The 12,311-nt window shown below is 63.0% G+C and carries 13 protein-coding genes; 4 read left to right on the top strand and 9 right to left on the bottom strand.

Annotated elements, in window-relative coordinates; all coding sequences use genetic code 11:
• The first annotated feature begins 44 nt into the window (after positions 1 to 44).
• Positions 45 to 1,184, top strand: coding sequence for an MFS transporter (locus LG294_RS12855; protein ID WP_404291756.1), 1,140 nt, complete (start codon positions 45 to 47; stop codon positions 1,182 to 1,184).
• Between the two features lie 27 nt (positions 1,185 to 1,211).
• Complete coding sequence (locus LG294_RS12850) at positions 1,212 to 2,273, top strand: UDP-N-acetylmuramate dehydrogenase (protein ID WP_404286301.1); 1,062 nt, start codon at positions 1,212 to 1,214, stop codon at positions 2,271 to 2,273.
• Between the two features lie 54 nt (positions 2,274 to 2,327).
• On the opposite strand, the gene asd is transcribed toward LG294_RS12850, so the two are convergent.
• From asd to LG294_RS12805, 9 genes are all read right to left on the bottom strand, one after another.
• On the bottom strand, positions 2,328 to 3,410 hold the full coding sequence (asd, locus tag LG294_RS12845) for an aspartate-semialdehyde dehydrogenase (RefSeq protein ID WP_404291754.1): 1,083 nt from the start codon (positions 3,408 to 3,410) through the stop codon (positions 2,328 to 2,330).
• A gap of 148 nt (positions 3,411 to 3,558) precedes the next feature.
• Positions 3,559 to 3,786 carry an NF038396 family protein gene (locus tag LG294_RS12840; protein ID WP_404286299.1) on the bottom strand — a complete coding sequence of 76 codons (228 nt, stop codon included), beginning with the start codon at positions 3,784 to 3,786 and terminating at the stop codon, positions 3,559 to 3,561.
• A gap of 5 nt (positions 3,787 to 3,791) precedes the next feature.
• Positions 3,792 to 4,340 (bottom strand): dihydrofolate reductase, encoded by a 549-nt coding sequence (locus LG294_RS12835; RefSeq protein ID WP_404286297.1) that lies wholly within the window; start codon positions 4,338 to 4,340, stop codon positions 3,792 to 3,794.
• On the bottom strand, positions 4,337 to 5,152 hold the full coding sequence (locus LG294_RS12830; protein ID WP_404286295.1) for a thymidylate synthase: 816 nt from the start codon (positions 5,150 to 5,152) through the stop codon (positions 4,337 to 4,339). Before LG294_RS12830 ends, LG294_RS12835 begins: the two co-directional genes overlap by 4 nt.
• A gap of 44 nt (positions 5,153 to 5,196) precedes the next feature.
• Positions 5,197 to 5,520 carry a GNAT family N-acetyltransferase gene (locus LG294_RS12825; protein ID WP_404286293.1) on the bottom strand — a complete coding sequence of 108 codons (324 nt, stop codon included), beginning with the start codon at positions 5,518 to 5,520 and terminating at the stop codon, positions 5,197 to 5,199.
• An 81-nt stretch (positions 5,521 to 5,601) separates the two neighbouring features.
• Positions 5,602 to 6,573, bottom strand: a complete 972-nt coding sequence (locus LG294_RS12820; protein WP_404291752.1) for an NUDIX domain-containing protein — start codon at positions 6,571 to 6,573, stop codon at positions 5,602 to 5,604.
• Between the two features lie 35 nt (positions 6,574 to 6,608).
• On the bottom strand, positions 6,609 to 8,825 hold the full coding sequence (locus LG294_RS12815; RefSeq protein WP_404286291.1) for an RNA degradosome polyphosphate kinase: 2,217 nt from the start codon (positions 8,823 to 8,825) through the stop codon (positions 6,609 to 6,611).
• A gap of 82 nt (positions 8,826 to 8,907) precedes the next feature.
• Positions 8,908 to 9,870 (bottom strand): mycothiol synthase, encoded by a 963-nt coding sequence (gene mshD, locus LG294_RS12810; protein WP_404286289.1) that lies wholly within the window; start codon positions 9,868 to 9,870, stop codon positions 8,908 to 8,910.
• A gap of 50 nt (positions 9,871 to 9,920) precedes the next feature.
• Positions 9,921 to 10,577: a winged-helix domain-containing protein gene (locus LG294_RS12805; protein WP_404286287.1), complete on the bottom strand. Its 657-nt coding sequence runs from the start codon at positions 10,575 to 10,577 to the stop codon at positions 9,921 to 9,923.
• A 127-nt stretch (positions 10,578 to 10,704) separates the two neighbouring features.
• Between LG294_RS12805 and LG294_RS12800 the strand changes: the two genes are divergently transcribed.
• Both LG294_RS12800 and LG294_RS12795 read left to right on the top strand, forming a co-directional pair.
• Positions 10,705 to 11,439 carry a hypothetical protein gene (locus LG294_RS12800; RefSeq protein ID WP_404286284.1) on the top strand — a complete coding sequence of 245 codons (735 nt, stop codon included), beginning with the start codon at positions 10,705 to 10,707 and terminating at the stop codon, positions 11,437 to 11,439.
• A 255-nt stretch (positions 11,440 to 11,694) separates the two neighbouring features.
• Positions 11,695 to 12,309 carry an FABP family protein gene (locus LG294_RS12795; protein ID WP_404286282.1) on the top strand — a complete coding sequence of 205 codons (615 nt, stop codon included), beginning with the start codon at positions 11,695 to 11,697 and terminating at the stop codon, positions 12,307 to 12,309.
• Positions 12,310 to 12,311: the final 2 nt, after the last annotated feature.

Here is a 12,311-nt window from a genome sequence, read left to right as displayed (position 1 = left end):
TAGGCGAGGCGCCCGGCGCGGTAACCGCCTGGCGCAATTCGCTGATGGCGGCCTACCTGGCCAGCGGACTGCTGATCTCGGCCTTGGTTTCCAGGCTGCCGGCGGTGCGCGATGCGCTGGAGCTGGATCACGCGAACGTCGGTTTGCTGCTGCTTTGCCTCAGCGCCGGTTCCTTCCTTTCGGTAGCCCTCTCGGGGCAGGCAGTTCTGCGTTTTGGAGCCACCAATGTCATGCGCGGCGCGGCGAGCATAGCTGGCAGTTCGCTGCTGCTGGTCGGGGTCAGCTCCGGGGCGTTGGGCTCCACCTGGCTGACCGGAGCGTTCCTCTTCACCCAGGGCCTGGGGACCGCCTCGTGGAATGTCGCCTCCAATGTGCAGGGCGCGGCCATGGAGCGGGCGCTGGGCAAAAGCGTCATGCCAGCCCTGCACGGCTTCTTCTCCATCGGCACCGTGCTCGGCGCCGGCATCGGGGCCGGGGCTGCCGCGCTGGGCCTTCCCCTGCAATACCATTACGGCGCGATGGGCCTGCTCATCGTGGGCACGGTGCTCTGCAGCGCACGGTACTTCGGCGAGGACTTCGCCAGGACTGCGCGCACCGGCTCCGGGCCCTCGCTGAAGGCGGCGTGGAAAGAACCGCAGACGGTGCTGCTCGGCGTGCTGGTGCTGGGCATGGCCCTGGCCGAAGGTGCGGCCGGCGACTGGGTGGCCCTCGCGCTGGCCGACGGCTACCAAAGCAGCGCAGCGGTCGGCGCCATAGGCTACGGCGTGTTCGTGAGCACCATGACCCTGACCCGGTTGCTGTCCGGGGATCTGATCCTGCGGCTGGGCCGCGTGCGGATGATTCAAGCCAGCGCGATCGCCGCGCTGGCGGGCGTGCTGCTCTTCGCCTTCGGCGGCAGTTTGCCGCTGGCCTTCATCGGCCTGGCGGTGTGGGGGATGGGCGTCGCGCTGACTTTCCCGCTGGCGATGAGCGCCGCCTCGGACGATCCGCTGCATGCGGCCACCCGAGTAGCGGTGGTCTCCACCATCGGCTATGGCGCCTTCCTCGGCGGCCCGCCCCTGCTGGGGCTCCTGGCCGGGGTGATCGGGCTGCTGCCGGCGCTGGGAAGCATCTCGATTCTGGTGGTGCTCGCCTTCTGCCTTTCCTCCAATATGGCAGGGTACCGTCCCTCCGAGCGCAGCTAGCACACGTAACTATCCGAAAGTAGGAGCATGCTGAAGAATTTGACGACATCGCAGGTCGGCGGCCCGGCCCAGCGGCTGGTTCGGGCCACCACCGAAGCGGAACTGATTACCGCCATCGCCGGCGCCGACGCCGCCGGGCAGAGCATGCTGCTCATCGGCGGCGGCTCGAATCTGGTCATCTCCGATGCTGGATTCCCCGGAACCGCCATCCAGATCGCCACCCGCGGGGTGCGCGTGGAAGAGCAGACCGAGGACACCGCGTTGCTGCGCGTGGCAGCCGGCGAGAACTGGGATGCCACCGTGGAATACAGCCTTGTCGAATCGCTCAGCGGCTTGGAAGCGCTTTCTGGCATTCCGGGCTGCGCCGGGGCCACCCCGGTGCAAAATGTGGGGGCCTATGGCGCCGATATTTCACAGACCCTGGAATGGGCGCGGCTCTACGACCGGAACACTGGCGAGCAGCTCACCATGGACAACGCGCAGCTGGACTTCGGCTATCGCGACTCGCTGATCAAGCGAACTTCCGCGAACGGATCGCCGCGCTATGTGGTGCTGGAAGCCGGCTTCCGGTTGCGGCGCACCGAGAGCTCTGCGCCGATCCGCTATGCGGAACTTGCCAAGCGGCTCGGCGTCGGGGCCGGCGACAGCGCGCCAGCGGCGCTGGTGCGCCAGAGCGTGCTGGAGCTGCGCGGCTCCAAGGCCATGGTGTACGACCAGAACGACCCCGATTCGCACTCCACCGGGTCCTTCTTCACGAACCCGATCGTCCCGGCCGCGGCGCTGACGCGGCTGCCGGAGAACGCACCTAATTACCCGGTGACCGAGGCGGGCCTGGTGAAGCTGTCGGCGGCCTGGCTGATCGATCAGGCAGGCTTTTCCAAGGGCTTCGGGCTTCAGGGCACCGCGGGCTACGCGCTGGCAGGCGGCCGGGCGGCGCTCTCCACCAAGCACACCCTGGCGATCACCAACCGCGGAGGGGCCAGCGCAGAGGATCTGCTGACCATCGCCCGCGCGGTGCGCGAAGGGGTCCACGAGCGATTTGGCATCACGCTGGTCAACGAACCGCTGCTGATCGGCCTGGCGCTCTAGATAGCGCGCAAAAGCCCCTTCGAACGAAAAGTTCGAAGGGGCTTTGACTTGTGCTTAGAGGCGGCCCTGGGCGATGGCCAGCATGCGGCGCAGCGGCTCGGCGGCGCCCCAGAGCAGCTGGTCGCCGACGGTGAATGCCGAGATGTACTGTGGACCCATTTCCAGCTTGCGGATGCGGCCCACCGGAATGTCCAGGGTGCCCGAGGCGGCGACCGGGGTCAGCGCGTCGACCGTGGCTTCCTTGGTGTTCGGGATGACCTTTGCCCATTCGTTGTCCCCCGCCAGCAAGGACTCGATCTCGGAGACCGGCAGGTCCTCCTTAAGCTTCAGAGTCAGCGCCTGGGAGTGCGAGCGCATCGCGCCGATGCGCACGCACAGCCCGTCCACCATAATGTGCTTTTCGCCGCTGGTCTGCAGGATCTTATTGGTCTCGACCCCTGCCTTCCACTCTTCCTTGGACTGGCCATTGCCCAGGTCCGCATCGATCCACGGGATCAGCGAGCCGGCCAGCGGGACGCCGAACTGGGTGGCGTCCAGCCCACCGCGCTGCGCGGCGAGGACCTTGCGGTCGATCTCCAGGATGGCCGAGGCAGGGTCCTGGAGCTCGGAGGCGACGTGCTCGTTGAGGTGGCCGAACTGGGTGAGCAGCTCGCGCATATGGCGGGCGCCGCCGCCGGAAGCTGCCTGGTAGGTCATGGAGGTGCCCCATTCGACCAGGTTGTTCTTGAACAGCCCGCCCAGTCCCATGAGCATGCACGAGACGGTGCAGTTGCCGCCGACGAAGTCCTTGACTCCGGCGAGAAGCGAATGGTCGATCACGCTGCGGTTCACCGGGTCCAGCACGATCACCGAGTCATCGTTCATGCGCAGCGTGGAGGCGGCGTCGATCCACAGCCCGTCCCAGCCGGCCCTGCGCAGTTCGCTGTGGACCTTGGAGGTGTAGTCCCCGCCCTGCGCGGTGACGATAATGGGCAGCTTGGCCAGGGTTTCAAGATCGTAGGCGTCCTGCAGCGCGCCGGCGCCTTCGGCGAAGGCCGGGGCTGCGCCGCCGGCGTTCGAGGTCGAGAAAAAGACCGGGTCGAGCTGCGCGAAGTCGCCCTCGTCGAGCATGCGCTGCATCAGCACGGAACCAACCATGCCACGGTAACCAACAAATCCAACAGATGAAGTCATATCTCCATGGTAGGGCGCGCGCTGGTTCTTGGCCGGGTTCGTTACAGCAGTTAAAGCAGAATCACACCCGAGGCCCAGCAGGGATCGAGTGTGATTCGTGGAAGCCGAAGAGTTACTTTTCCTCCAGCAGCTTCTTGCGATTGTTGATGGCCCACATCGCGCCGAAGATGAACAGCTGGGTGGGGACCAGCAGCATGATCAGCCCGAAGACCTTGCTGCCGCTGAGCACCATGAAGAAGCCCAAGCCCGCCACCACCAGTGCCAGCAGGGGGAAGAGCATGTAGCCGAGGATGAACAGCGCCTCGGAATGCCTCTTGAGCTCGCCAAGATATTTTTTCACGTTGGTTAGTCCTTTTCGCGGGTCCAAGATTCGAAGCGGTAGCCAATACCGCTCTTTGAGCTGTGCCATGCCCCGGCCGGGTCGGCCGCGGAGAGTTTAAAATCGTCGGTGAGCGCAGGGGCTTTGGTATCGCCCTCGGGGCTCAGCGCAAGCCGGGTAATCACCGCAACGTCGAGCAGGCTCAGCGCCGCGGCGTAGAGCTGTCCGCCGCCGATGATCCAGATCTCTTCGCTGCCCGGGCTCTGCCGGGCGAGATCCAGCGCTTCGCTCAGGTCGCCGGCCGGGATTCCGCCGTCGGCGCGCAGCTGCTCGTGGGCGCGGGAGGTCAGCACGATATTGCTGCGCCCGGGCAGCGGGCGGAACTTGGCCGGGAAGGATTCCCAGGTGTTGCGCCCCATGATCACAGGGTGCCCGGCGGTGACGCGCTTGAAATGGGCGAGATCCTCTGGCACATGCCAGGGCATGGTGCCTGCGGCGCCGATGATCGAGTTGGCTCCCTGCGCCCAGATCGCGCCGATCATCGGCTGCTGGCCGGTGGCGTGCCGTGGACTCATACGGCGACGGCCCCCTTGATGGTCGGGTGATGCTGGTAATCCTTGAGCACGAAATCTTCCAGCGTGTAGTCGAAGATCGACGCCGGCTTGGAAGCGAATTCAAGCTTCGGGTAGGGGTAGGGATCGCGGCTAAGCTGTTCGCGGACCTGCTCCAGATGATTGGTGTAGATGTGGGTGTCGCCGCCGGTCCAGATGAATTCGCCCGGCTCCAGGTCGAGCTGCTGGGCGACCATCAGCGTCAGCAGCGCGTAGGAAGCGATGTTGAAGGGAACGCCGAGGAACATGTCGGCGCTGCGCTGGTAGAGCTGGCAGGAGAGCTTGCCCTCGGCGACGTAGAACTGGAAGAACACGTGGCAGGGAGGCAAAGCCATCTTCTGGATTTCGGCGACGTTCCAGGCCGAAACGAGGTGCCGGCGCGAATTGGGGTTGCTGCGCAAGGAGTCGATGACCTGGGAGATCTGGTCGATATGCGCGCCGTCCGGGGTCGGCCAGCTGCGCCACTGCACGCCATAGACCGGGCCGAGCTCGCCGTTTTCATCAGCCCACTCGTTCCAGATGCGCACACCTTGGTCCTGCAGCCATTTCACATTGGATTCGCCGCGCAAGAACCAGAGCAGTTCCGCGGCCACCGATTTGAAATGCACCCGCTTGGTGGTGATCAGCGGGAAGGATTCACTCAGGTCGAAGCGCAGCTGACGGCCGAAAACTGAGCGCGTGCCGGTTCCGGTGCGGTCTTCCTTCGCGGCGCCATGCGCGAGCACGTCGGCCAGCAGGTCTTCGTATGGTGTGGCGATAGTCTGTGAAGTCACCATTCCATCTTAGCTTTTGATGAGCGGTGCGCGGGACCATGCCCGCCCTAGGCGAGCATGTCGTGGTACTCCGGGTAGCGGGCCAGATAATCCTGCACGTAGCTGCATTCGGGCACGATCTTGGCTCCCTCGGCGCGTAGCTCATCGAGCACCATGGTCACCAGCGCGCGGGCGTAGCCGCGGCGGCCGAACTCCTCGTTCACGATCGTATGCTGCAAGGTCACCAGCGACTCCTCGCGGTGGTAGCCGATGAAGCCCACGAAGGTGGACCCATGCCACAGCGAATAGCGCCCGCGTCCCGGATCGTGGTCCAGGCGCAGCCCCTGATGCACAATCTTCTGCACCGGGTGTTCTGGCTGTTGGGCAGTCATGGCTGTTGCCTCCTCGAACGTGACTTCTCTCACCTCTAGTCATAGTCGCATTTGGGGATAGATGCAACGGGTATGAACGAGTTAGTCGTGATAAGGCGCGTGGATTTCCACGGACACGAACTGATGCTTGGCGCCGATCACCTGCTGGGCCACAATCACCCCGCCCGGATCCAGGAATGGATCCTGCGTTGGCAGCACCGCGGCGACCTTCGGCGAGACCCGTGCGCGCAACACCTCGATGATCAGCGGCAGCACCGGGCGGTGCGTGCAGATCACCTGCGAACGCGACTTGCCGACGAGCTTCTCGATGGCGCGTTGGGCCTTGTGCGGCTTGCGATTCGCTTCGTACTCGGTGATGGCTCGAATGGTCTTCAGGTTCAGCGAATGCAAGGCCAGATATGGGGTGACCGTTTGCACGCAGCGGGTCCACGGGGAGGAGGCAACATGTCCCGGACGCCACGCCTCGAGCATGCGCGCCACCGCTTGGGCCTGCCGGCGGCCGGTGGCGGCCAGCGGGCGTTCGCCCTCGGCGCGGGTCCACTTGCCGCGCGGTTTGGCCTTGGCATGGCGCAAGATGATGAATGCCTGGCTCTCCAAGCGCTGCTTGTCATGGGCCTTGAGCAGATCTTCCAGTGGCGCGAGATCCGAGGGATTGGTCAGCAGCGCGGCGGCCTGGGAAGCCGGGACCCAGCGGATTTCATCGCATTCTTCGCCGTCGGGCGCCGCCTGCAAGGAGGCATCCACCTTGGCCGCCCAGTAGTAGACGACCTTGGTTTTGCCCTTGACCGAATAGGCGGTGGCCGCCAGCGGGATGCCGAGGGTCAGCTGCAAGCCGACCTCTTCGCTCAGCTCGCGGACCGCGCATTCGGGGATCGATTCGCCGGCGTCGAGCTTGCCCTTGGGCCAGGACCAATCGTCATAGCGCGGACGGTGGATCAGCAGTACCTGCAGTTCGCCGTTGCGCAGCTGCCAGGGGATCGCCCCGGCCGCGATCACGTCGAATTCGCCCAGGCGAATCTCTTCGGCGTCGCTTGAACGCTGCAGTTCGAACAAGTGCAAGCGCGGATGTTGAGGAGGGGAGGCGGTCACTAGCTGTGCAGTCCGCTCTGTCGGCGCCGGGTGTGCTCTTCCATAAGCCAGAACTGGATATCGGTGAGCGGCTTGCCGTCGGCGTCCTGGTGGTGCCGGGTCCAGTCGCCATCGGAGCCCAAATGCCAGCCCATGGTCGAATCGTCCATGTAGCGCTTGAGCAGATCGATCATGCCGTCGATGTCTTCCTGATTGCGCAGCGAAACCAGGGCCTCCACGCGGCGGTCCAGGTTGCGGTGCATCATATCCGCGCTGCCGATGTAGACCAGCGGGTCGCCGGCGTTTGCGAAGACGAAGACGCGGCTGTGCTCCAGGAAGCGGCCCAGGATCGAGCGGACCCGGATGTTCTCGCTCAATCCGGGCAGCTGCGGGCGCAGCGCGCAAATGCCGCGCACGATCACGTCGACCTTCACACCGGCCTGGCTCGCCCGGTACAGGGCGTCGATAATTGCCTCGTCAACCATCGAATTCACCTTGATGCATACGTGGGCTTCCAGCCCGTTCTGCGCGTTGGCGATTTCCTTCTCGATCAGTTCCAGCAGCCCGGTGCGCACGGTGCGCGGGGCCACCAGCAGCCGGTGGTAGGTCGAACGCGGAGCATAGCCCGAGAGCTGGTTGAACAGCCTGGAAACATCCTCGCCTACGGCTTCATCGCAGGTCAGCAGACCAAAGTCTTCGTAGTAGCGGGCGGTGCGCGGGTGGTAGTTACCGGTGCCGATATGGCAGTAGCGGCGCAGCTTGTCGCCTTCCTTGCGCACCACCAGGGAGAGCTTCGAATGAGTTTTCAGGCCCACAATGCCGTAGACCACGTGCACCCCGGCCTGCTCCAGCTTGCGTGCCCAGGAGATGTTCGCCTGCTCGTCGAAGCGCGCCTTGATTTCCACCAGGGCCAGCACCTGCTTGCCGGCCTCGGCGGCGTCGATCAATGCGTCGACGATCGGCGAGTCGCCGGAGGTGCGGTACAAGGTCTGCTTGATCGCCATGACCTTCGGATCCGCGGCCGCCTGCTCCAGGAATGCCTGCACTGAAGTGGAGAAGGAATCGTAGGGGTGGTGCAGCAAGATATCGCGCCGGCGCACCGCGCCGAAGACATTCGCAGCCTTCGCGGTCTCCGATTCGTTCAGGAAGCGGGAGGTGTGTCCCACATGCTTGGTGTAGTGCAGCTCGGTCCGGTCCAGCGCCGAGATGACGCCGAGCCCGCGCAGATCCAGCGGTGCGGGCAGCCGGAACACCTCGTCTTCCTCGATGTTCAGCTCGCGCACCAGCAATTCGAGCACCTGCGGGTTCACATCGTCGGCGACTTCCAGGCGCACCGGAGGGCCGAAGCGGCGGCGCAGCAATTCTTTCTCCAAAGCCTGGAGCAGATTCTCGGCGTCGTCTTCTTCGACCTCGAGATCCTCATTGCGGGTGACGCGGAAGAAGTGGTGTTCAACGATTTCCATGCCCGGGAACAATAGATCCAGGTGCACGGCGATCAGCGCTTCGAGCGGGATGAACCGCGCGGTGCGCTGCGAGGAGTGCGCGGCCTTGGTGCCGTCGATTCCGACCAGCCGGGCGATGGTGTCGGGGACCTTGAGGCGGGCGAAGAGTTCCTTGCCGGTCAGCGGGTTGCGGACCACTACCGCGAGGTTCAGTGAGAGCCCCGAGATGTAGGGGAAGGGGTGTGCCGGGTCTACGGCAAGCGGGGTGAGCACCGGGAACACCTGGGAAACGAACCAGGAGGAGAGGTGCTGGCGTTCGCTTTCGCCGAGTTCATCCCAGCGGGTAATCCGGATGCCTTCTTTGGCCAGGGCCGGGCGAACCTGCTCGGAGAAGACCAAGGCATGCCGGGTCTGCAGCTCGTGGGCCGAATTCAGCAGCAGTTCGAGCTGGTCGACAGGGTTCATCCCGTTGGCAGCGGGCACCGCCATGCCGGTGGCGATGCGGCGCTTGAGGCCTGCCACGCGCACCATGAAGAACTCGTCGAGATTCGATCCGAAAATGGACAGGAAGTTCACTCGCTCCAGAAGCGGTAGATCCTCGTCCTCGGCGAGTTCCAGAACGCGCGCGTTAAAGTGCAACCAGGACAACTCCCGATCCAAGAATCGTTCGTTGTTGAACCCACCCTCGGGATGCCGAGCCGGCGATTTGGTTGCCGGCTCGATGCGGTCTTCATTCATCTTTGAAGCTGGCACATCGCGTAACTGCGAGGCCGGCTGTTTTGGGGTGGTAGTCATCTACTAACTCGCTTCTTTCTGCAAGTGGAAACCTAGTTGCACCTCATTGGGCTGGCCAGAGATGACTCTCTGGCCGGGCACTTTATGATTCTATCGGCTTCGGGCCGTACATGATGTCCGTGTCCCAAAGCGTGAAGCCCATCGACCGGTAGAGATTGACCGCCGCCTGGTTCTCGGCATCAACGTAGAGCATGACGGCGCCCACGCCCATCTCCAGCAGGTAGTTCACGCCAAGGGCGGTGAGGACTCGGCCCAGGCCCATGCCTTGGGCTTCGGGTACGACCCCGACCACGTACACCTCGCCCAGCGGACGGACCGAGTCTGTGGTTGCCGGGTGGATCTTGGTCCAGTGGAAAGCGATGACCTTTTCCGTGGCGTCGAGAGCCAAGAAGAAGCCCAAGGGATCAAACCAAGCTTCAGCCATCCGCGAATCCAGGTCCGCTAAGGTCAGCGATCCCTGTTCCGGATGGTCGGCGAATGCCGCCGCATTGGCAGCCAGCCAAGCAGGTTCGTCCTCTCCCACGCGGAAGCTGCGAACAGTGCTGCGGCGGTCCAGCTCCGGAATCTCCAATGCCTCGGAGCCTTCGCGGCGAAGCTTGTAAAGTTCACGTACGGTTGACAGGCCGATGCCTTCGGCCAACTTCTTCGCCGCGGGATGCCCGCCGTGCGCCCACGTCTGAATGGTGCTCAGATCCAGCTCTTCGCCGAGGCGCTGCAAGAGTGCCGAACCGACGCCTTGCTGTCGATATTGCGGGTGCACCACAAGTTCCACGACCCAGGAATCGGTCTCCGGTTCGCGTACCGCAGCCACCACGCCGACCAGCGAGGACTCCCCGGGCGCCGCCTGCTGCTCGGCGCGCAGCGAGAAGACCTTGTCCGAGAGATCTTCGGATCCAAGGGCAACCAACGTCTGGTCGCTTAGTGGCGGGTTGCCGTCGGTCTCCTGAGCCGCCGTGGCGAGCTTTCGTACTTCCGCAAGATCGCGTTCTTCCAGCTCACCCTGAGTTTTCTCAATGGACAAAGTAGTTTGTGGCAGTTCGCTCATACCTTCACTTTAGCCCGAGATTCCTTAGAGCTACCAGTAAAGAAAGAAAGTTATATTTCGGTGTAGAAGCGGTAGCCGACATTTCGCACGGTGCCAATCAGTTGTTCATGGTCGGTGCCGAGTTTGGCGCGCAAGCGGCGCACATGGACATCCACGGTGCGCGTTCCGCCGTAGTAGTCGTAGCCCCACACTTCGTGGAGCAGCTGCTCGCGGGTGAAGACTCGTCCCGGGAACTGCGAGAGGTACTTCAGCAGCTCAAATTCCTTGTAGGTCAAATCCAGCATGCGTCGATCGATTCGCGCGGTGTAGCTCAGCTCATCGATGGTCAGCCCGGAGGTATTGTCCGGGACAACTACCTCTGGAGCGGCCGAAAGGATCAGCCGGATACGAGCCTCAAGTTCACCCGGGACCGCGGTGGGCAAAATGAAATCGGAGGCATGCCACGCGGAATTCAAGACGCCCAGACCGCCTTCGCCAATGACCAGCAACAACGGTAAATTGACGGTAGAGTGAATGGTTTGCGCGAGGGCTCGCGCGGAAATCAGTTCGGTGCGCGCATCGAGAATGACCGCTTCGGCGTCGCCGATTTGGCTCAGCGCCTCGGTGTTGGCCGGCAAGCAGCGGTTCTCGTGAAGCAGCAGTTCCAGTGCTGGAAGCACTTCGGCACCGGTGCTTGCATTATTACTCAGGAGCAGTAGGTGCGCCATGATGGAGTTCCTCCTGCCAGTGGTTACGAAAAATTCGTTTTTACGTGTCACAGTATAAAGAAAGAATCAATCAAAGTGCGCATGTGAACGAGCAAGTGCCCGGACTATTACCGATGGGAAATTTAGTTTGCGAATCAAGGTACTGATTAGTGGGCTGCTCGCCGCGGCCTTGTTGGTTGGCGCCGCCAGCCTCAGTTCGCTGGACTTTGCGATGGCAGCTGTCGCCGTGGTGCTGCAACTAGTTTTTGCCTACACTTGGCCACGGATGACTCGTTCGGAGACTCCCTGGACGATCAGCATCATCCTCGCGGTCGCCGCTTTGGCCTCCACCGCGGCAACGTTATTTATGCCGGGAGCAACGCAAACTTCGCATAGCGTTGAGGTCATTGCGGCCGGTGTACTGGTGATTTTCATTACGCAGGTTATGCGCGGCGCCACCGCCGACGGCCGACTGGCTGGAGTGGTTTCCGGAGTCACCGGTTTAGCCATCGTGGCTCAAGGCTCGGGCTGGGCCGCCATGGGTATCGGCGAGGGCGCATTCGGGATCACCGTATTCACGCTCATCGCGCTCGTTGGGGCCGGGGCGATCGCAATCACCCGGTTGCCAGACCGCATCACCTTTCTGCTGGCGCCATTGATCGGCGGGGCACTGGGCGCGGCGGCAAGCGCGTTGACCTTCGGACCCACCTGGTACCAGGCGCTGACCATTGGCGTGCTGGCGGGACTGCTGGTGGGCAGCCTGCGCGCCCTGGCACTGGCCACCCGCAGCGTACGAACGCTATCGGGAGTGCTCGCCTTGGCTAGCGGAATCTTGATCCTGGCCGGAGCGATGAGTTGGTACGCGATGGCTTTGCTGAGCTAATCACGAAATGTGATGCCTGCTTCGTCACGAGTGTCGGAAATACCGAAGTGCTCGGGCTAAGATGTAGGCATGAATGAAAATTACCTTGCACTCGAAATTTTCTTCCTCGCCTTGCTGACCGTTGCAGGTCTGGGCATGGCCGGATTCGCCGGACTTGTAGTAAAGCGTCTCTTCAAGGGGCAGAAGTAGAAGCAGCGCACACAAAAACGTGTGCGCTGTTTCCATTTAACCTGGCAGTTAAGGAGCAGCTAGTCTATGGCTTTTGACATTCCCACGGACCTCACGCCGGAACTCGTACCCTTCTCGTGGCTCATTGGCAGCTGGGCAGGAAACGGACGCCTAGGCGATGGGGAGGAAACGGACCCACACTTTTGGCAGCAGGTCACCTTCCGTGATGTCGGCGCCCCCTATCTGGAATACCGCTCCGAAGCTTGGCTCACCGAAGCCGATGGGACGAAGCTGCGGATCTTAGCCCTGGAAAATGGTTTCTGGTCGCTGGATCGCCAGCAGCAGGACGCGGACGCGGGGCCAGGAATGACCCCGGGTGATATCTTCCCGGCATTGCGCTCGGCAGACGACGTGCAGCGGCTGCACACCACCGAAGGATTCAAAATCCAAGCGCAGATCGTGCAGCCTGGAGGGATCAGCGAACTTTATTACGGGCTGATCGACGGCCCGCGGGTGCACCTGGCAACCGAAGCATTGTTGCGAAGCAAGAATGCGAAGCAGTACGCCTCCTCGACCCGGATGTATGGGCTGGTTGGCGGCGATCTATTTTGGCGTTGGGACGTGTCCTTGGGCAATCAAGATCTCAAGGCTCATGCCTCAGCCGCGCTAAAACGTGTTACTACAGAGGCGATGGATTCCTGAAA

It is taken from the genome of Glutamicibacter arilaitensis, from assembly GCF_044793945.1.
Lineage (GTDB): Bacteria > Actinomycetota > Actinomycetes > Actinomycetales > Micrococcaceae > Glutamicibacter > Glutamicibacter arilaitensis_B.
Note: the sequence above shows the minus strand (reverse complement) of the source record. Positions and strands in the feature narration are given on the sequence as shown.

Excerpts from the sequence above, each read along its gene's own strand:
- LG294_RS12850 (WP_404286301.1), top strand. The coding sequence starts at position 1,212 with ATGCTGAAGAATTTGACGACATCGCAGGTCGGCGGCCCGGCCCAGCGG.
- LG294_RS12795 (WP_404286282.1), top strand. The coding sequence starts at position 11,695 with ATGGCTTTTGACATTCCCACGGACCTCACGCCGGAACTCGTACCCTTC.
- LG294_RS12855 (WP_404291756.1), top strand. The coding sequence starts at position 45 with ATGGCGGCCTACCTGGCCAGCGGACTGCTGATCTCGGCCTTGGTTTCC.
- asd (WP_404291754.1), bottom strand. The coding sequence starts at position 3,410 with ATGGTTGGTTCCGTGCTGATGCAGCGCATGCTCGACGAGGGCGACTTC.
- LG294_RS12815 (WP_404286291.1), bottom strand. The coding sequence starts at position 8,825 with ATGACTACCACCCCAAAACAGCCGGCCTCGCAGTTACGCGATGTGCCA.
- mshD (WP_404286289.1), bottom strand. The coding sequence starts at position 9,870 with ATGAGCGAACTGCCACAAACTACTTTGTCCATTGAGAAAACTCAGGGT.
- LG294_RS12825 (WP_404286293.1), bottom strand. The coding sequence starts at position 5,520 with ATGACTGCCCAACAGCCAGAACACCCGGTGCAGAAGATTGTGCATCAG.
- LG294_RS12830 (WP_404286295.1), bottom strand. The coding sequence starts at position 5,152 with ATGGTGACTTCACAGACTATCGCCACACCATACGAAGACCTGCTGGCC.
- LG294_RS12835 (WP_404286297.1), bottom strand. The coding sequence starts at position 4,340 with ATGAGTCCACGGCACGCCACCGGCCAGCAGCCGATGATCGGCGCGATC.
- LG294_RS12805 (WP_404286287.1), bottom strand. The coding sequence starts at position 10,577 with ATGGCGCACCTACTGCTCCTGAGTAATAATGCAAGCACCGGTGCCGAA.